18 protein-coding genes are annotated in these 18450 nt (G+C 46.7%); 5 read left to right on the forward strand and 13 right to left on the reverse strand.

Going from position 1 to position 18450, the window contains the following annotated elements:
- Positions 1-308 precede the first annotated feature (308 nt).
- Entirely contained in the window at positions 309-2639 is a 2331-nt protein-coding gene (locus L3V35_RS19750) for a Tex family protein (protein WP_054547983.1), read from the forward strand.
- Between the two features lie 138 nt (positions 2640-2777).
- Here L3V35_RS19750 and L3V35_RS19755 read toward each other — a convergent pair whose 3' ends face one another.
- Together L3V35_RS19755 and bioH are read right to left on the reverse strand one after the other, a co-directional pair.
- Positions 2778-3251: a hypothetical protein gene (locus L3V35_RS19755; RefSeq protein WP_004735616.1), complete on the reverse strand. Its 474-nt coding sequence runs from the start codon at positions 3249-3251 to the stop codon at positions 2778-2780.
- 341 nt (positions 3252-3592) lie between these two features.
- Complete coding sequence (bioH, locus tag L3V35_RS19760; protein WP_054547984.1) at positions 3593-4369, reverse strand: pimeloyl-ACP methyl ester esterase BioH; 777 nt, start codon at positions 4367-4369, stop codon at positions 3593-3595.
- Between the two features lie 93 nt (positions 4370-4462).
- Here bioH and L3V35_RS25560 point away from each other — a divergent pair, with 93 nt between their 5' ends.
- The 4 genes from L3V35_RS25560 (at position 4463) to cysQ (ending at position 7614) form a co-directional block, all read left to right on the forward strand.
- Positions 4463-5176 carry a ComF family protein gene (locus tag L3V35_RS25560; RefSeq protein WP_186437183.1) on the forward strand — a complete coding sequence of 238 codons (714 nt, stop codon included), beginning with the start codon at positions 4463-4465 and terminating at the stop codon, positions 5174-5176.
- 109 nt (positions 5177-5285) lie between these two features.
- A complete protein-coding gene (gene nfuA / locus L3V35_RS19770) occupies positions 5286-5870 on the forward strand; it encodes a Fe-S biogenesis protein NfuA (RefSeq protein ID WP_004735612.1) in 585 nt (194 codons plus the stop codon).
- Between the two features lie 328 nt (positions 5871-6198).
- A complete protein-coding gene (nudE, locus tag L3V35_RS19775) occupies positions 6199-6750 on the forward strand; it encodes an ADP compounds hydrolase NudE (RefSeq protein WP_017094150.1) in 552 nt (183 codons plus the stop codon).
- A gap of 36 nt (positions 6751-6786) precedes the next feature.
- A complete protein-coding gene (gene cysQ, locus L3V35_RS19780) occupies positions 6787-7614 on the forward strand; it encodes a 3'(2'),5'-bisphosphate nucleotidase CysQ (RefSeq protein WP_237300525.1) in 828 nt (275 codons plus the stop codon).
- A gap of 149 nt (positions 7615-7763) precedes the next feature.
- On the opposite strand, the gene L3V35_RS19785 is transcribed toward cysQ, so the two are convergent.
- The 11 genes from L3V35_RS19785 to gspD form a co-directional block, all read right to left on the reverse strand.
- The gene (locus L3V35_RS19785) at positions 7764-8543 is read right to left on the reverse strand and encodes a type II secretion system protein N (RefSeq protein WP_237300526.1); all 780 of its coding nucleotides are present in this window, start codon (positions 8541-8543) and stop codon (positions 7764-7766) included.
- A 1-nt stretch (position 8544) separates the two neighbouring features.
- A complete protein-coding gene (locus tag L3V35_RS19790) occupies positions 8545-9033 on the reverse strand; it encodes a type II secretion system protein M (RefSeq protein WP_017081685.1) in 489 nt (162 codons plus the stop codon).
- A 20-nt stretch (positions 9034-9053) separates the two neighbouring features.
- Complete coding sequence (gspL, locus tag L3V35_RS19795; protein ID WP_237300527.1) at positions 9054-10301, reverse strand: type II secretion system protein GspL; 1248 nt, start codon at positions 10299-10301, stop codon at positions 9054-9056.
- Positions 10270-11319 (reverse strand): type II secretion system minor pseudopilin GspK, encoded by a 1050-nt coding sequence (gene gspK, locus L3V35_RS19800; RefSeq protein WP_054547989.1) that lies wholly within the window; start codon positions 11317-11319, stop codon positions 10270-10272. The genes gspL and gspK overlap by 32 nt, the downstream gene beginning before the upstream one ends.
- Positions 11303-12070, reverse strand: a complete 768-nt coding sequence (gene gspJ, locus L3V35_RS19805; protein ID WP_237300528.1) for a type II secretion system minor pseudopilin GspJ — start codon at positions 12068-12070, stop codon at positions 11303-11305. The genes gspK and gspJ overlap by 17 nt, the downstream gene beginning before the upstream one ends.
- The gene (gspI, locus tag L3V35_RS19810; protein ID WP_017086958.1) at positions 12057-12452 is read right to left on the reverse strand and encodes a type II secretion system minor pseudopilin GspI; all 396 of its coding nucleotides are present in this window, start codon (positions 12450-12452) and stop codon (positions 12057-12059) included. The genes gspJ and gspI overlap by 14 nt, the downstream gene beginning before the upstream one ends.
- Positions 12439-13032 carry a type II secretion system minor pseudopilin GspH gene (gspH, locus tag L3V35_RS19815; protein WP_017079328.1) on the reverse strand — a complete coding sequence of 198 codons (594 nt, stop codon included), beginning with the start codon at positions 13030-13032 and terminating at the stop codon, positions 12439-12441. Before gspH ends, gspI begins: the two co-directional genes overlap by 14 nt.
- Positions 13033-13132: 100 nt before the next feature.
- On the reverse strand, positions 13133-13576 hold the full coding sequence (gene gspG / locus L3V35_RS19820; protein WP_004735601.1) for a type II secretion system major pseudopilin GspG: 444 nt from the start codon (positions 13574-13576) through the stop codon (positions 13133-13135).
- 88 nt (positions 13577-13664) lie between these two features.
- Positions 13665-14885: a type II secretion system inner membrane protein GspF gene (gspF, locus tag L3V35_RS19825; RefSeq protein WP_004735600.1), complete on the reverse strand. Its 1221-nt coding sequence runs from the start codon at positions 14883-14885 to the stop codon at positions 13665-13667.
- 1 nt (position 14886) lies between these two features.
- A complete protein-coding gene (gene gspE, locus L3V35_RS19830; RefSeq protein ID WP_237300529.1) occupies positions 14887-16389 on the reverse strand; it encodes a type II secretion system ATPase GspE in 1503 nt (500 codons plus the stop codon).
- Entirely contained in the window at positions 16389-18413 is a 2025-nt protein-coding gene (gspD, locus tag L3V35_RS19835; RefSeq protein ID WP_017091443.1) for a type II secretion system secretin GspD, read from the reverse strand. Before gspD ends, gspE begins: the two co-directional genes overlap by 1 nt.
- Positions 18414-18450 lie beyond the last annotated feature (37 nt).

Below are 18450 nucleotides of genomic sequence, written 5' to 3' on the forward strand. Positions count from 1 at the left end.
ACTCCCTGTCGACAAATTAAATATTACGGTATTTGGGCGAGTTTCCTAGATAGTCCCAAAAAACATTTCGAGAGAGAAATACGCCCTCAAACATCACGCCATTAAAAATCAACAACTTACAGTTAAATTAAGACATGTTGACAGGTTTAAGGTGACTTAGGCTTACATCACGTGTGAGAGATCTCGCACAAAGCGGATATCACAAACGGAAATTCGACTTCTGACAGGATAATTACACAGCCAAAGCTAGAAAAAGCGTACGCTCACCCCCATGTATTTGTCATGATATTAAATAAGAGATTCATCGGATGAGCCAAGCTATCTGTCGACTGATTGCTGAAGAACTGAATGTTCGTTCAGAGCAAGTCACCGCCGCAGTAAACCTAATTGACGACGGTAACACCGTTCCCTTTATTGCCCGCTACCGTAAAGAAGTCACGGGTGGCTTAGACGATACCCAACTACGTAACCTTGATAGTCGCCTTTCATACCTTCGCGAGCTCGACGATCGTCGCCAAACGATCCTCAAGTCGATTCAAGACCAAGGCAAGCTCACGCCAGAACTGGAACGTGATATCACTCAAGCCGACAGCAAGACGCGCCTAGAAGATTTATATCTGCCATACAAACCAAAGCGTCGTACCAAAGGTCAGATCGCAATCGAAGCAGGCTTAGAGCCACTTGCCGATACACTTTGGAATGAGCCACAGCACGATCCTGAAACCGAAGCCGCTAACTTCATCAGCAGCGATAAAGGCATTGCTGATACTAAAGCCGCGCTCGATGGTGCTCGTGCGATCGTGATGGAGCGCATTGCAGAAGACGCAAACCTACTTGAAAAGATTCGCCAACATCTAACACGTAACTCTGAGCTCATTTCACGTGTCGTGACAGGCAAAGAGCAAACTGGTGAGAAGTTCAAAGACTATTTCGAACACAACGAAACACTCAACAAAGTGCCTTCTCACCGCGCACTTGCCATGCTACGAGGCCGTAATGAAGGCTTCCTAACGCTAGCGATGAATGCTGACCCTGAACAAGAAGAAGGTGTCCGTGGTTCTTACTGCGAAAACATCATCTCTGATCACTACGGTATAACCCTGAGCAGCGCACCTGCAGATGCATGGCGTAAGCAAGTGATTAGCTGGGCATGGCGTATCAAGGTTTCTATGCACATGGAAACTGAGTTGATGGGCGCGATGAAAGAACGCGGTGAAATCGAAGCGATTGAAGTGTTCGCAACCAACCTTAAAGACTTGTTGATGGCGGCACCGGCTGGCCCTCGTGCAACCTTGGGCTTGGATCCGGGTTTACGCACCGGTTCGAAAATCGCTGTTGTGGACTCAACCGGTAAAGTTCTAGCGACAGAGACTATTTACCCTCACCCACCGCAAAAGCAATACGACAAGTCAGCTCATATTGTTGAACAGATGGTTCGTCAGTTCAACGTTGACCTGATTGCGATTGGTAACGGCACAGCTTCACGCGAAACCGACAGCTTCGTGGCTGATGTGATTAAGCGTGGCAACCTAACAGCACAAAAGATTATTGTCAGCGAAGCGGGCGCATCAGTTTATTCCGCGTCTGAGTTAGCAGCGAAAGAATTCCCAAACATGGATGTATCGATTCGTGGTGCGGTGTCTATTGCTCGTCGTCTGCAAGATCCATTGGCAGAGCTGGTGAAGATTGACCCTAAATCGATCGGTGTAGGCCAATACCAACACGACGTGAGCCAAACTATGCTCGCTAAGCGCCTAGATGCGATTGTCGAAGACTGTGTAAACGCGGTTGGTGTTGATGTGAATACGGCCTCTGCCGCCCTGTTAACTCGTGTAGCCGGCCTTTCTACCACCATCGCTCAGAACATCGTGGACTTCCGTGATGAAAACGGTCGCTTCGAAGCGCGTACAACACTCAAAAAAGTCGCTCGTTTAGGGCCAAAAGCCTTTGAACAGTGTGCGGGTTTCCTGAGAATTATGGATGGTAAGAATCCACTAGACGCATCTTCAGTTCACCCAGAAGCTTACCCATTGGTGAAAACCATCGCCGAGAAAAACCACAAAGACATCAAGTCTCTGGTGGGTAATACAGACTTCTTACGTGGTTTACATGCGGTTGATTACACCAATGAGAACTTCGGTGTACCTACGGTAACCGACATCATCAAAGAGCTGGATAAGCCGGGTCGAGATCCTCGTCCTGAATTCAAGACAGCAACCTTCGCCGATGGCGTAAATAGCATGTCTGACCTAGAACCCGGCATGATCTTAGAAGGTGTAGTTTCAAACGTAGCCAACTTTGGCGCCTTCGTTGACATTGGTGTTCACCAAGACGGCTTGGTGCACATTTCAGCGCTAACCGATCGTTTTGTCTCTGATCCTCATGAAGTCGTGAAAACGGGGGAAATCGTCAAAGTGAAGGTGATGGAAGTCGATGTTCAACGCAAACGTATTGCGCTAAGCATGCGTATGAAAGATGAACCCGGCCAAGACAACCGCGCACAACGTTCAAGTGCACCTCGCACGCAAAACCGCCCGAATCAAAATTCGCAAGGTGGACAACGCCGCCGTGAAGAACCGCAACAAAACGCGGCGATGGGTGGTGCTTTTGCCGCTGCCTTTGCTAAAGCGAAGAAATAATAGGTCAATGAAACGACTGCGTGTCGCGAAATAAATAGCCTGTAAAAACAGAAAACCTGCATCCCTTAGGGTATGCAGGTTTTTTTATTATGTGTTCAAAAAAGACATCGAAGTTTGGTTGGGTCATAAGTTTTCGATTTATAACACGACCAGCATTCCTGATGGAGCATGAGGCGCAACAGCATGACCATAATGATATTTTATGACCTTACGTCGCTTCTCCATCTGTCCCTCTTGAATCGCCGCATCTAAAACATGCTTTGGCAGGCGGAAACGCATGGTATAGCCTTTTCCTTGATCGGCACTGTATGTTCTCAGTGCCAATAAGCTGAACAACCTATCAAAAGGATCTTGAGGCTCTTCTTGGCTAATCGAATTGGCCTCTGACTCGTTCTCCATTTCATAACCAGGATGGTCTGAAGGATCCCAAGCCGACTGCTGCCTTCGCTTATCGTCCGGCTTTACCTTTCGCTCTGCATTGGTTTTCGCCAATGCTACGGCGGGAGCGACAGGTTCTCGAACTCTATTATCACGCGCAACTTGCTCTGTTTGCACATTAACGGATGGAGCGATCAGTGGCACACTCACTGCAGTTGCAGGTGACACAATCATCGCGAACTCTCCTCAAGAATCGCCCATCGTTATTGCTACAACGCTGTTGTACTGTGAGTCAGCACAACAGGCATAGCCCAACTTATCGCAATCCACTCTGGAGAGAGTGAGGTCTGAGTATCATGCAACGCCTTGGTGTTATACCAATCGTAGTAAATAACTGCTCATCCTAGCTTGTTAAAATGCTCGATAACGGCGTTAGAACTTTTGATTGTAGAATAACTACTTATCAAAAAGCTCAGCCTTGTTCTCAAGCCTTTTTCCTACGCTATTTTTGAACACTTACTTACTGTGATTGGTATTAGGTTATATATCGACCAAGCCAGCGATAAATTTAGCGATTATTTTTGCGCGAAGCTGACCAGCTCACTGCAAAAGGCATCTGCTTCAGTCATAAAAGGCGCATGTGAAGACTGAGTGAAGATGTATTGTTCGGTATGAGGTAAGGCGTTGCCCAAGTCTTTTGCAACCTTGATTGGCACAAGCCCATCTAATCGACCGTATAAACGCAGCATAGGCACAGAGATCTGCGGTAATTGTTCACGGAGGTCAACGTCTGACAGCATTTTCAAACCCGCTAACAAAGAATCAGGATTCGGTAGCGGACGAGACAGCACCGCTTGCTTGAGCTGTTTGACATCTTGTCTTGCAGAAGGGCTGCCCATGGCTTGCAATGCCATAAAACGTTCGATGGTGGTTTGAAAATCTTCAACCAACTGTTCTGTGAATGCGCTTAATACGTTTGGCTGAATACCTCGCCATAATACGGGTTCTTTTGCGGCAGCGAACTTAGGGGAACTGGCGACAGTCACCAGTTTGCTCACGTAATCGGAGTGATGGAGAGCCATGTGCGTCGCGACCAACCCACCGAGTGACCAACCCACCCAAATCGCTTGCTTGGGCGCGTCGACCAATAGTTGCTGAGCAATCTCTTCCAGATCTTGAGCGTGGCAGTGCGCGCTGTGTCCATACCCTGGAAGATCGACAACATGCACTCGGAAGTCAGCTTCTAAAGCAGTAACCGTTTGCTGCCATACGGCACCATTCATACCCCAACCGTGAACCAGAACTAAATCAGGCCCTTGCCCAGAAACATGCCAATACAACGCGTCACTCATTCTCAATATTCCCTACTTTTTTCATCGGCGATTATCTGTGCTTTTCAGTATGGTGAGTAAAAGGAACACCATAACCCAAAAGCATCTCGAGCTATGTTATCTGATTGGCTACAAAAACACACACCACGGCTGGTCACACCTCAATGTCACCTATGTAAATTGGATAAATCCTCTCATGATGATCATCCGCGATGGTGTAATGATTGCCTTAATCTCTTCGAGCCAGTGCCGCGTTGCCAGCAGTGTGGCTTAAAAACCCTAACTACCGTCGAGCAATGTGGTCAGTGCTTATCTCAACCTCCACCTTGGCATCGTCTCTATTGCGTTGGGGACTACACCTTTCCAACAGCACGTTACATTCAACAAATGAAGTACGCCGATAAGTTTTGGTTTGCACGTGATCTATCAAAGTTATTGGCTTCACGTATCGAGCATCCTGCTCCGCTGATCACCAGCGTACCTCTGCATTGGCGTCGATATATTCATCGTGGCTTTAATCAAAGTCAGCTGCTCGCTAATTACACAGCTCAAGAACTTGGCGTTAAAGATGAGGTGCTGTTCCGTCGAATTCGCTCAACCGCTTCTCAGCAAGGGCTAACTAAATCCGCACGATTACACAATCTAAAGAGTGCTTTTACGCTTCGAAAACAAGACTTTCAAGGAACTGTCCCTTCTCACGTCGCGATAATTGATGATGTTGTAACCACAGGCAGTACAGTGTATCAATTATGCCAATTACTACTTGAAGTGGGCGTGAAAAGGATTGATATTTACTGCATCTGCCGCACTCCTGAGCCCTCTGGATAAAAGCTGTGAATCGCTACTTGTACAGCAATCCAACAAAAAAGGGCTGAATTACAAATCTGACAGGAGTAGAATGGCGCTAATAACCTACAAATTTACTCAGGTATTCGTCGTGTCAAATATTACTATTACAGAAACAGCTCAAACTCACTTTGCCAATCTGCTGTCACAGCAGCCTGAAGGTACAAACATTCGTGTGTTCGTGGTAAACCCAGGCACACAAAACGCTGAGTGTGGTGTTTCTTACTGCCCAACAGATGCTATCGAAGCGTCTGACACTAAGCTTTCTTTCGACGCATTCTCGGCATACGTTGATGAGCTAAGCCTACCATTCCTAGACGAAGCTGAGATTGACTTCGTAACTGACAAAATGGGCTCTCAACTCACGCTAAAAGCGCCAAACGCTAAAATGCGTAAAGTATCAGACGACGCAACTCTGATAGAGCGTGTTGAGTATGCAATCCAAACACAAGTGAACCCACAGCTTGCTGGCCACGGCGGTCACGTTAGCCTAGTAGAGATCACTGAAGAAGGCGCAGCTATCGTTGCATTCGGCGGCGGTTGTAACGGTTGTTCTATGGTTGACGTAACGCTTAAAGAAGGCATCGAGAAAGAACTTCTTCAACAATTCGAAGGTGAATTGACGGCCGTTCGTGATGCAACTGAGCACGATCGCGGTGAGCACTCTTACTACTAATCACTTTACGGCTAGGTACTTCATGATTAGGTACTCATGAAGTCTTAGCCAGTAGAAAGTTAAAGATTCAATCAAAAGGTTGATGCGCAAGCATCAACCTTTTTTTATGTTTAAAACAGCAGAGCACTTCCGAACCGTCTATTTATCGTTCAATACCAATAATGACGGGCGCGTTACCATTTGCAGTAAGGTATTCAAGTGATCGCAATCGGTTCCTGATCCAATAATTCCAGGATATGAAAACTCGGATCTAGGAACTCAACTCTATTTCCCCTATATTAGAATGACTTTATAAGAAAGAATTCCAATGAGCTAAGGAGCGAGCGCAATGACAAAAAGGACCAAGCCAGAAATTTTGGCTCAACAAACTGTCGCTCAATCAAAACTATTCTCTATCGAGTCTCTCGATTTACGCTTTTCAAACGGTGAAGAGCGCACTTACGAACGCATGAAGCCCAGCGGTCGCAACGCAGTAATGATGGTTCCGATTACTGAACAAGGCGATATTCTGTTAGTTCGTGAATACGCAGCAGGCACAGAGCGCTATGAACTCGGCTTCCCAAAAGGGCTAATTGATCCCGGTGAGCAGCCCAATCAAGCCGCCGTTCGTGAACTAAAAGAAGAAATTGGCTTTGGTGCCAACAAGCTTACTCCTCTAAAAGAAGTAATCCTTGCACCCTCTTATTTCTCTAGCAAAATGACACTGTTTATCGCAGAAGAACTCTACCCAGAAAAACTAGAAGGTGATGAGCCAGAGCCACTAGACATTGTGCGCTGGCCACTTGCTCAAGCCGAAGAACTGTTAACGCATCTCGACTTCTGTGAGGCTCGCAGTATTACAGCCCTACTATTAGCCCTTCGTGTATTAAACAATAATTAGAACATTCAGGCTCGCTCGAAGAGTAAGAGAATATTTATGCCAATAACAAAAGATTTGTCTCACCTCCTACCCTCTATCATTGAGATTGCTCGCTCTGCAGGCCAACTCATCTTAGAGATTTACGAGAAAAAGGATTACGAAGAGTTCACTAAGAGTGATGACACTCCAGTAACCAGTGCCGATCTTGCAGCACATAAGCTGATATTAAAAAAACTCAGTGAATTGACGCCTGATATTCCCGTATTATCCGAAGAAGACGCCGACATCAGCCTAGAGCAACGCTCTCAATGGGATCGCTACTGGTTGGTTGACCCACTCGATGGCACGCAAGAGTTCATCGCAAGAAGTGGCGACTTTGCAACAATCATCGCCTTAATTGAGCATAACAAGCCGGTAATGGGCGTCGTGTACGCGCCTGTTTCAGGTGTGAGCTATTACGCTTACAGTGGCAAAGGCGCTTGGAAGATCCCAGACCTCAATAACAGTGTAAAAATCAAAACGCATCGTCACGAGCTGCCAAACCAGTCGATCGCGATGGCAATCAGCCGTCGCCAAGACATCAATCGCATCACTAACCGTATGAGCTCTGCTTGGAACTACGACTTGGTTCCTCTAGGTTCAGCAGCGCTTAAAGCATGTTTAGTCGCAGAAGGTGCTGTGGACTGTTATCTACGTATTGGACCAACCGGAGAGTGGGATACCGCAGCAACGCAATGTATTGTTGAAGAAGCGGGAGGACGAATCCTAAGCACTCAACTCGAGCCGCTTTCCTATAACGAACGTGAGACACTAGAAAACCCGAATTTCATTGTTCTTGGTGATGCAGACTTACCTTGGTCAGAGATACTTCAGAGTAAAGATTAGGCGAGTTTGCTCTCTTTAACCGTCAGATATCCTCTAGATTCTCAGAACAAACAAAATGGGCACCTCAGTGAGGTGCCCATTTTTATATCTTGCGATTTGATCGTCAAATGTACTAACCAACAGATACTAGCTCAGAAGTAGATACCGGGCTAAAAGCGGCCTTGATAAGTAAATTGGTATTTACCTTGGCTATCAGGGTTGCCCAACCACTTAAGCTGACTCTGCATTGCTGGCGGGAATTCAGCGCCTGGCTTAAACCATGCTGCCGAGGTGTAGCGTTGGTTAGGCGTTACGCTCGCGGAAAACTCACTGTCCACTTGCTCGCTCTTCTGAATGCCTTTGGCTGCAATTGTGTTGTCTTCACAGGTTATGTCCGCAATCACAGGACCAAGGTCTAACGAGCCAACAGGAGAGTCGACTGCTGCACCAGACCAAGCAAGCGTACCTTCGCCCGATTGGCACCAAGGCGGAGCATGAACCGCATGTTTGATCGTCAGTTCAACTTGCCCTGCAATAGACACAGGCACTGGGATAGCTGGCGCATATTTCATCACGTTGCTGGCTGGCATTGATGCCACTAAGTTTTCCGCGTAAGCACCACTCATGCTATATCCGACACGTCCTTTACCTGATAAGTTCATGTCGCTGTTACGGCCAAAGCGAACCGCCAGTTCTGCTTTGGCTTGGAATAGTTTCGAGAACTGGAAGTCCCACTGCACTGAGCCATAATTGACACGCTGCCACGCAATATTGTTAGCGCGACCTTGCCAAACTGTACCCTCAACACCTTCAATGCTTAAACCACGCACGACGGGTGCATGCTTGAGAGCAAAAGCGGCAGGCAAATGCAGCAACAAGCTTACCGAGAAAAAAACGATAAAAATGACGCTGAATAGCAGGCCATATTTGAAAGATAAACCGCGTTTCACATTAACCTCGTTTAAACTGTAGTCGGTTGATCTCAATAACCCCAGGGCTATCAGAGCGATCAATATCCATAAACTCAACCTCAACACCCTGCTTTTCTTTCAGGTATGTCAGCCAGTCAACGAACTTATTAAAGGGCACAGGCTTAATCCACACTTGCAGCATCTCACCACGTGGTTGCACGCGTATCAGCTCGATGTTAAAACGGCGCATAGAAGCAGGCACAGATTGGTTCAAAGGCTGGCTCGCACTGATGCCACCACTGCCTCGTAGCTCAACCACTTGATTGGCTTTGTCGGTTACCCAAGCCAGAAGTTGCTTCTCACTTTGAATGCGGCTTTGTGCGAGCTCGGCTCGTTGGCTAAGTGGTTGTATTAATCCCCAATAGACAACACCCAGTATCAATAAAATAGAACAACCAATGACTAATCGTTGCTCTCTTTGACTTATTGAAGTCCACCACGCCTGGAGTGGTTCAATCATATTTCTCATCACTGATCTCCTTACGCAGGTTATTGATGGGGTTTAAGAGTAAAACTGCCAAATACGGCATCGCCATTGCGGTTCAATGGCCCTTGCTCAACGACAAACTTCTCTTCGAGTTTCACCCTTGCGGTCTCAAAGTGTTGGAAGTCAGAACTTTTAGCCTGCAGTCGAACCTCAGAACGGTTGCCATCGTAGCGAATGCTTTCAACTTCGATCGTCTTCACTTGCCCTAAGGTTTCAGGCAGCAAAGCTAACCAACCAAGTAAGGAATCACCTTCGCCTGAACCACCGTATTTCTTGGCTTCGTCGTTCATCTGACGCTTGAGGTAACTCACGGTAGGAATGCGTTGTTTGCCAGGCAGCACCGCTCTAAAGATGCGCTCACTCTCCATGCGGTAGGCTTGTGCTTGCGCTTCGTATTGCTGAACCTTCAACACTTGTTGAGTCACAATCACGGCCACCAGTAAACAAGCAGCAATCGCCACTTTCTGCCAAACACGCCAATATTTACTGAATGAAGATTTGGTTTTAAAGGTGCCAGTCAGTAAATTTACGCCGCTTGTGATCGCTTGCTGACTCAATAAAGACATCACCAATTCCGCAGGCTTGGCTTGCCACTCGAGACCGCTCTGCTGTTGAACGTCGTCGCTCGGCATCGCGGTATAGCTGAAGATAGTCGTCGCTTGCTCTTCCTCATTGGCGCCAATCCAATCACTTTGCAAGAACATCGGTAGCCATGCTTCGCTGATTGATACGGCTTGATAGTTACCTTGACGTTGAGAGTGACCTTGGCGCAATAACCAATGTTGGTCGATCTGTAATGCACTGATGCCTTGTTCTTCAAAAGGCACGGCGAGTGTATCTGGTAGCACCTTACGGAAGATTATATTGGCTTCGCGAAACAGGTTTAAAGCTTGTTTTAACCATTCACGATCCACACCACACACGGTAGCGTGAGTGGCATCTTTATCCAAAATGGTCAGGTGTAAGTCTTCGATATCTTGTGCGACTTCGTCTTCTAATAAGAACGGCAGCATAGAATCAAACTGGCGAGCAGCACCTTTCGGGATCTCAACACGCTTAATTAAGCATTCACTTCCCGGCAATAAAGCGATACAGCTGCGCTTTTCAGCGTAAGGCGTTAACTCGTCAAGCTGTTCCCAGCTAGACAGTTCACCGCTTGCTATCACTTCTTGTTGGCTTGTCGACCAAACTAACCACTGCACAGGGCTTTGTGGTTCGCTACTCAGTCGAACGGTCAGAAACTCGCTCACTGATTCCTCCAAAACGACGGCGTACTACCGTCACTGTTTCTCGATTACTACTATAGAAAAGCGTCCGTATACGTACACGTGACTGCTCAACTAATACCTCTGCATCTAGCTCAAAATAGGCGCTATCTACAGTTAAATATGCTTTCGCTTTTTTGCTAACTTCGGCACTTACACCAACAATGGCAGGTTCAGCCATAAATGCATCTACCGTATCCCAACCATCAAATGGGCGTTTATCTATCAGCTGTTTGGCATCCGATTCACTTAAGCCTGGCGCAAACATCGCTTCCAATAAAGGCGCTTGCTTTTCCGTGAGTGTATTCACGTTCAAACGGAAATCATCGGTTGGCAGAGCACAAACAAATGGGCGAACCTTATTCATCACTTCACCAGTGACCTGATAAACCGCTCGTAGCTCCGATTCATCGGCCATTAAGCCATTCGCCGCTAAATAAGAGGGCTTCATCGCTTCATAGGTGCTGTCTTCTACGCCAGACGAAGAGGTGGTTCGTGTATCCGCATCAACAAATTCCCACGTTGAATTTGCGATAACCTCAGCCTGATAAGGCTCAACGTCTTGGTTTTCCAATAGGGTTTGCCAAACCGTGATTAAATAAGGAACCTGGTTACTTGAAGTGGTCGCCACTCCGGCTAAGGCATTAAGATTAAAACATGCCTGAGCATCAACAATGCGGCCCTTAACTTGGCCATAATCCAATGGGTATACCTGCTCTTCTAACGCCCATGGTTGGCTTAGGTTCACGGTATCACTGTCTTTGTAACTTTGCCTAATACCGTCTTGCACAAGCGCTTCCACACCAATGCTATACCAGTAGGCCTGTTGGTAATTCAATTGATTACCAACACGCTTGAATTGGGTAAATAAACGTTCAGACATGCTGCCAGCAATGGTGGCCATGATCGCCAATAGCATCAAAATAATGATCAGCGCGACACCACGCTGTTTGCGTCCCAAGGCTGACCTTGTTGCTATACGCTTGTTAGTTCGACGAGTCATTATTCCCCTCACTACTACCTGAAGAGTCATTACTTGAAGAACCATCGGCCTGATCTAGGGTGCCACCTGGAGTGAGATAAACACGCTCTATCTCACCATAATCTTTCAAGGTTAGCTTGAGCCTTACCGCTTTCGGCAGGGACTTATCGGTTTGCCACTCTTTCCCCCAGCGGCTTCCGTCATAAAACTCGATTTCAAAGCTTTCAACATCATCAAGCAGAGGGGTAATCACACCTTCTTGGCCTGCAGGCGTATCGGGGTAACGCCACCATACACGCTCAAGTGTTTCTTCTTTGATGCGGTAGCCAACTTTCGTTACTTCTCCGCGAGGAAACTGCTGCTGCGGGTTGTGCCAACCTAGGCGAGTAAACATGATGCCTACACTGTCAGAATCCAATAAATACTCTTTCATTAAGATCAGCTTAGATGATGCTTCTTCACCGTTGGTACGAAATTTTCGCACCGCCATCTGGCGAAAATCATTATCTAAAATGACTAAACTGCGTTGCAGTTGGTTCAAACGAGCACTGCGCTCAATAGAGATCTCGTTGCTTCGCTGTACCTGATTAACCACCTGATAAGCCGCCATGCTTAACGTGGCAAAGATAGCGATCGAGACCAAAACTTCAATTAAGGTAAAGCCTCTCCCTTTGGAAGATAGACCTTGTTTACGCGACGTACGCTTATTTGCCGACATGCTCTTACTTAGCGACACGCTTTTAGTTGACCACACGCCTTTAATTGACCACATAACTGCGCACCGTAACGACTGGAGACGCTTTCTTACTGGTTGCCGCACTCACATCAAACGCCTTTAATAAATCATCGCTGGTATCGATAGGGGTAATCTTCCAGAACCACTCTCTTCCCGCTAACTCTTGCGTGCCCTGCGCTTTTTTAAGCTTCTCAGGATGTAGCATGACTAGAGCCATTTGATTATCAACGACCATCGCCGCGAAGGTTTTTTCTTCGAGATAACTGAGCGTATTGATGTGCTGGGTGACGGCACGAATCACACTGATCGCCGCCGTAGCGAAGATAGCCAGCGCAACCAATACTTCAAGCAGAGTCATTCCTCGAGAACCAAGAGGCATACCACGAGAACGATAAGGAGAACGGTTATTCTTCTTCATCTTCTTCTCCCGGCTCTAGCAGTCGAATCTCACCATTATCCAATACTCGAATGCGCCAACCATCTTGTATAGTGTCACCCGTGTTTGGGTAAAACGACAGTACAAATGGCGTCATTTCAGCACTCGACAAGATGTAAACCTGTGGTGGCTTGGGCTTCTTTTCCTCTTCCAGATCCGCAAACATGTCTTCATCAAATAAGCTTCCCGGATTAAAAAGACGATCATCGTCTTCCCACGCGCCACCACCTAATGTCAGCGACAGTGCCAGTTCTTCCGGTAATTCAGTTGAAGAAGGGATCTTTTCGAACTCAGTTTCTTGCCAGCCATCAGACTTCAAAGTCATCAGAACGTAAGTCGATTTTTTTTCATCAACACGAACACCAAAATCTAAGCCACTCAAAATAGCCTCTTCATTGAGTAGCTGAATTCGCTGATAAAAGCTTTGAGCGTATTTTTTAGCAACATCTTTGCTATTGGTAGGGATGGTCGAGATCACCGCGACCGCCGATACTGACAGTAATACCAACACCAAAAGAATCTCAATCAAGGTGAAACCTGGCTGTGTTTGCTTAGTTTTCACCTTGTAGACTCCATTTTTTTGCGTACTACCATCAATAACGTATCAAGCGACAATAACGAATCAAACAACAGGAACTTATCAAGCGACAACAAGCCGAAGCCTATTGGAAATCCTGCATGTTCCAATTGCCGATATCCGCAGCAATACCTTCACCACCTTCTTGACCATCTGCGCCAAGAGTGAAGATATCAATTGTGCCGTTATCGCCAGGACTTAGGTATTGGTACTCATTGCCCCATGGGTCATTAGGTAGACGCTTGATGTAACCACCATCACGGTAGTTACGAGGCTCAGGGCTGCTTGGCTTTGTCACCAACCCGTCAAGGCCTTGATCTGTTGTTGGGTAAACGCTGTTATCCAGTTTGTACATGTCGAGCGCGTTCTCTAGCGCCACGATATCAGTGATGGCTTTTTGTTGATCCGCCTTCTCTTTGTTACCCAACAGGTTAGGTACAACAAAACTTGCTAGAACACCAAGGATAACGACAACAACCATGACTTCTAATAGGGTAAAGCCTGACTGTTTTTTCATTTTATTTTTCATTATTTTCTCCAAATTACAGATAGCGAGTTAAGGGGAATGATGTCCTTCTTCTCGATAATCCAAAAACTAACGTCTGATGAGCAGCAGGTTAACCACTCATTAAATTGTTCATTTCAAGCATTGGCATCAGCGTCGCCATCACGATAAACAGCACTAAGCCAGCCATCAACGCAATAAGCGCTGGGGTAAAAATGCCTAACGCGATATTGACCGTCGATTCAAAGCTTTGATCCTGGTTATCTGCCGCTCTTGTCAGCATCTGTTCCAATTGGCCACTCTGTTCACCACTGGCGATCATATGCAGCATCATCGGGGGAAAGAGTTTGGTTTGATCAAGCGCTTTACGCAGGCTTGCCCCTTCTCTAACGCTATCTGATGCCTGTAATACTTGTTGTTTCACGTGATGATTCGACATCACATCTACCGCGACCTTCATCCCTTCAAGGATAGGAATCGCACTAGAGGTACAGATAGAAAGTGTTCGTGCAAAGCGAGAGGTGTTGATCCCTTTCGCTATCTTGCCGATCAACGGGATGCTCAATAATTTGCGATCCCAGCTCATGCGAACGCCCGGCTTTTTCAGCGCAGTCTTAACCAACACAATCACACCAATGGTCAACACCAGTAATTGGATGCCCCAATTCTGGATAAATTCACTCGATGCTAATAAAAATTGTGTCGACTGAGGGAGCTCTTGTCCCATTTGGATAATAGGCTCAACGATCTTAGGCACTACCGTAGCCAGTAGGAACGACACAATCGTCACCGCAAACACCACCAGCACGATTGGGTAGATCATCGCTTGCAGCAACTTAGAACGCATCTTCTGACGGTTTTCTGCGTAGTCAGCCAATCGTTCCAATACCGCATCGAGGTGTCCTGACTTCTCACCAGCAGCAACCATGGCTCTGAATAGCTCATCGAAGATATGGGGATAATCAGACAAGCTGTCTGCTAACGAATAACCTTCAGTCACCTTAGATCTCACCGCGAGTAGCATGGTGCGAATACGAGGTTTTTCAGACTGTTCGGCAACGGCTTTCAAGCACTCTTCCAACGGCATACCAGATTGAACGAGCGTGGATATTTGACGAGTAATAAGCGCAAGATCGGGCGTACTGATGCCGCGTTTAAAGCTGGTCGATGGCTGAGCACCTTTTGCTGTTTTTGCTTTAGCCTCGGTCATCTCAACCGGCATCAAGCCAAGTTCTTTGATTCTTTGGCGAGCCTGACGAGCATTATCTGCTTCAATTGAGCCTTTTTTACTTTTGCCTTTGGCATCCAGTGCTTTGTATTCAAATGCCGCCATACTAGACTTCCTTGGTCACGCGCATCACTTCTTCTAGGGACGTTACCCCTTTCAGAACTTTGCTCAAGCCATCATCTCGAATACTTGGTGTTGTGCCACGAATTGCTTTATCAATCGCCTGCTCACCCGCTTCACTGTGAATCAGCTCTTGTACTGAGTCATCAATCATCAACAGCTCATGAATACCAGTACGACCTCGATAACCCTTATGGCCACACTCTTCACAACCTTTGGCATGGTAAAGCGTCAGGCTTTCTTTCTTCTTCAACCCAAACAGTTTCTTCTGCTCTTTATCGGCTTCATAAGGTTCTTTACATTCGTTACATAAAGTACGAACCAAGCGCTGAGCCAAAACACCCAGCAATGAAGAAGAGATCAAGAAAGGTTCAATGCCCATATCACGCAGACGTGTAATCGCACCGACGGCAGTATTGGTATGCAGAGTCGACATAACTAAGTGACCCGTTAAAGAAGCTTGAACAGCGATCTCAGCGGTCTCCAAATCACGGATCTCACCAATCATAACCACATCAGGATCTTGACGAAGAATGGCACGTAAGCCTCGCGCAAAGGTCATATCAACCTTAGGGTTCACTTGTGTTTGACCAATGCCATCAATATCGAATTCGATCGGGTCTTCAACGGTTAAAATGTTTCGTTCATTGCTGTTGAGTTCTTGCAGACCAGCGTACAAGGTCGTCGATTTACCTGAACCTGTCGGGCCGGTCACCAAGATAATGCCGTGTGGGCGCTGAATCAGCTTACGGAAGTTTTCATGGTTTTCTGCTGTCATACCTAAACTGTGCAAGTCTAGACGAGTGGCGTTTTTGTCCAACAGACGCATTACCACACGCTCACCGTGCGAAGAAGGCATGGTTGAAACACGAACATCAACCGCTCGGCCACCAATACGCAGAGAGATACGGCCATCTTGTGGCACGCGTTTTTCTGCAATATCCAGTTTAGCCATAACCTTGACACGTGAAACCAATAGCGGAGCCAGTTTACGGCTTGGCGCTAGAACATCACGCAGCACACCATCAACTCGGAAACGGATACAAAGTGACTTTTCAAAGGTTTCGATATGAATATCCGAAGCACCTTCCTTGATCGCCTCACCCAGCATCGCATTGATTAACTTGATGATTGGCGCGTCGTCTTCTGATTCAAGTAAGTCTTCGTCTTGAGGCAGTTCTTCCGCTAGTGAGAAGAAATCATCACTATCAGCACCAATGTCTTCCATTAGCTGACGAGCTTCCGACGAGTCACGCTGATAAGCATCGGTCAGTTTTTTATCAAACTCATCGAGAGTAATCGCTTGTGGCGTGAAACCATTTTTCACAACACGACTCACTTCAATGATCGCCGCCGATTTCAGTGGCTCAACATAATAAAGTATCGGTGCGCGCTCTGGATGTTGATACTCCAACACCATCTTATAGCGATTCGCAAAGCTAAACGGCAAGCGCTGATAAGTACTTGCCGCCCCTACCAATTCAGCCATTATTCTTGTTCCATTTGATCGATGAAGGCTTGAATTTCAGCCGGGTGATTCATGTCGGCACCAAATTTAGGCAATACCGGGATGTTATCATCTGCCATTAATTTCAGCCCTTGCTCAGCCTTATACAGCTGCTCAGCACGGATGAAGTTGTATTTACGCTGCGTGATACCATCAGCTGTCATACCATCACGAATAATGGTTGGTTTGATGAAGACCATTAGGTTCTTTTTCTCAACCTGAGTACTGGTTGATTTGAACAAGTGTCCAAGCACTGGGATATCACCCAAGAACGGCACCTTCGATTCACTTTCCAATGCGCGTTCATCAATCAAGCCACCAAGCACCAGCATTTGACCGTCTTGAACAATCACTGATGTATTTAGCTGTCGCTTAGCAAAACGCACATCAACCGCACCATTGGCGCCTAATACGTTCGATACTTCTTGTTCTATTTGCAGTTGAACCGAGTCACCTTCGTTGATTTGTGGCACCACTTTAAGCTTGATACCCACTTCTTTACGTTCAACCGTTTGGAATGGGTTGTCGTTACTTGAACCTGCGGTCGAGCCAGTTAAAACAGGCACCTCTTCGCCCACAATGAACGACGCTTCGCCGTTATCCATTACGGTGATACTTGGAGAAGATAGGATATTTGAATTTGAATCGGTCGCGACTGCACTGATCAAGGCGGTCCAGTCACCCATCACTACGCTCATTGCCGCGCCATTAACGCCAGAAAGAGCAGAAGCCAATGTAGAATAATCACCTTCTTCTGTAGTGGTTTCATTACGTAAGAAGTTATTATTTTCATCATAAACAGCTTTGGTTGTTGTTGAATCTTTTGCTTCTTCTAGGCCAACCATCACACCACCAATGGAAGCGCCAGTGTTGCTGTACTGAATCATGGCACCCGTTTCAAGGTTACCCCATTGCACACCAAGGTTAACGCCGTCACCTTCAGCCATTTCGACAATCAGTGCTTCAATCAATACTTGAGCACGACGAATATCCAGCTGTGCGATCACGTCTTGTAGCGCATTCATGATGTCCGGCTGAGCGGTAATAACCAGAGAGTTGGTGTCGCTGTGAGCGGAGATCATCACTTGGTTGCGTTGCGATGAACTGCCTTTGGTTGATGTTTGCTTCTCTGATTGCAGGTTGTCCGACACGCCTTTCAGTACATCGACTAAATCTTCGGCTTTTGCGTATTTAAGGTAAATAACTTGATTATTGCCCTTGGTTGCCATTTCAACATCAAGCTGTTCAATCAGCCTTCTTAAACGGCTACGCACCTTAGGGTCGCCTGAGATAAGAATCGCATTGGTACGCTCATCAGCAACTAATTTAGGTTGTAGGAAAGCAGGTGTGTTTTTAGCATCTGTGGTTTTGCTTAACGCATCAACGATACGTACCATTTCTGCCGCAGAGGCATTCTTTAGCTCAACGACTTCAATCTCTTTATCACCCGCTTGGTCAACGCGCTTGATGATTTCAGCTAAACGGTTTACTACCGCCGCTCGGCCTGTAATAAGGATGATGTTGGCTGGGTCGTAGTGCACAACGTTACCCGCGCCTGCATTGTCGTTTAGTTGACGAAGCAGAGGAGAAAGTTCACGTACTGAAACATTACGAACCGTTACAACACGTGTCACCACGTTGTCGCCTTTGATCGTATCACTGTCTCCAACGACTGGAATTGCCGATGTTTTCGAATCCTTGGCCTTGATGATCTTAAGAACACCCGAGTCCATTTCGACAACCGCGTAGCCATACACTTCCAATACGTTTAGGAAGAAGCTGTAATATTGCTCTTCATTGAGTACGTCGTAGCTGCGTACATCGATTTTTCCGCGCACCGAAGGGTCAACGATGATCGTCTTCTCTAGGTTACGACCAACAATATTAATAAACTCTTGAATATCAGTGCCTTTAAAGCTGGCACTAAAATCACTCGCGATGGCTGCGGGTGTGCAGATTAAGCTTCCTGCCAATAACCATGCACTTTTCTTAAACCAATGCTTCACGTACTTCTCCTACACTTTCGTCCTTCGTTAGACGCAA

The sequence above is a fragment of the Vibrio sp. L5-1 genome, assembly GCF_021728315.1.
In the GTDB taxonomy this organism is placed as follows: domain Bacteria; phylum Pseudomonadota; class Gammaproteobacteria; order Enterobacterales; family Vibrionaceae; genus Vibrio; species Vibrio splendidus_K.

Coding starts and splice junctions, on each gene's coding strand:
- L3V35_RS19750 (WP_054547983.1), top strand. CDS start 309: ATGAGCCAAGCTATCTGTCGACTGATTGCTGAAGAACTGAATGTTCGT.
- L3V35_RS19755 (WP_004735616.1), bottom strand. CDS start 3,251: ATGATTGTGTCACCTGCAACTGCAGTGAGTGTGCCACTGATCGCTCCA.
- bioH (WP_054547984.1), bottom strand. CDS start 4,369: ATGAGTGACGCGTTGTATTGGCATGTTTCTGGGCAAGGGCCTGATTTA.
- L3V35_RS25560 (WP_186437183.1), top strand. CDS start 4,463: ATGTTATCTGATTGGCTACAAAAACACACACCACGGCTGGTCACACCT.
- nudE (WP_017094150.1), top strand. CDS start 6,199: ATGACAAAAAGGACCAAGCCAGAAATTTTGGCTCAACAAACTGTCGCT.
- cysQ (WP_237300525.1), top strand. CDS start 6,787: ATGCCAATAACAAAAGATTTGTCTCACCTCCTACCCTCTATCATTGAG.
- L3V35_RS19790 (WP_017081685.1), bottom strand. CDS start 9,033: ATGAGAAATATGATTGAACCACTCCAGGCGTGGTGGACTTCAATAAGT.
- gspK (WP_054547989.1), bottom strand. CDS start 11,319: ATGACTCGTCGAACTAACAAGCGTATAGCAACAAGGTCAGCCTTGGGA.
- gspJ (WP_237300528.1), bottom strand. CDS start 12,070: ATGTGGTCAATTAAAGGCGTGTGGTCAACTAAAAGCGTGTCGCTAAGT.
- gspI (WP_017086958.1), bottom strand. CDS start 12,452: ATGAAGAAGAATAACCGTTCTCCTTATCGTTCTCGTGGTATGCCTCTT.
- gspG (WP_004735601.1), bottom strand. CDS start 13,576: ATGAAAAATAAAATGAAAAAACAGTCAGGCTTTACCCTATTAGAAGTC.
- gspF (WP_004735600.1), bottom strand. CDS start 14,885: ATGGCGGCATTTGAATACAAAGCACTGGATGCCAAAGGCAAAAGTAAA.
- gspE (WP_237300529.1), bottom strand. CDS start 16,389: ATGGCTGAATTGGTAGGGGCGGCAAGTACTTATCAGCGCTTGCCGTTT.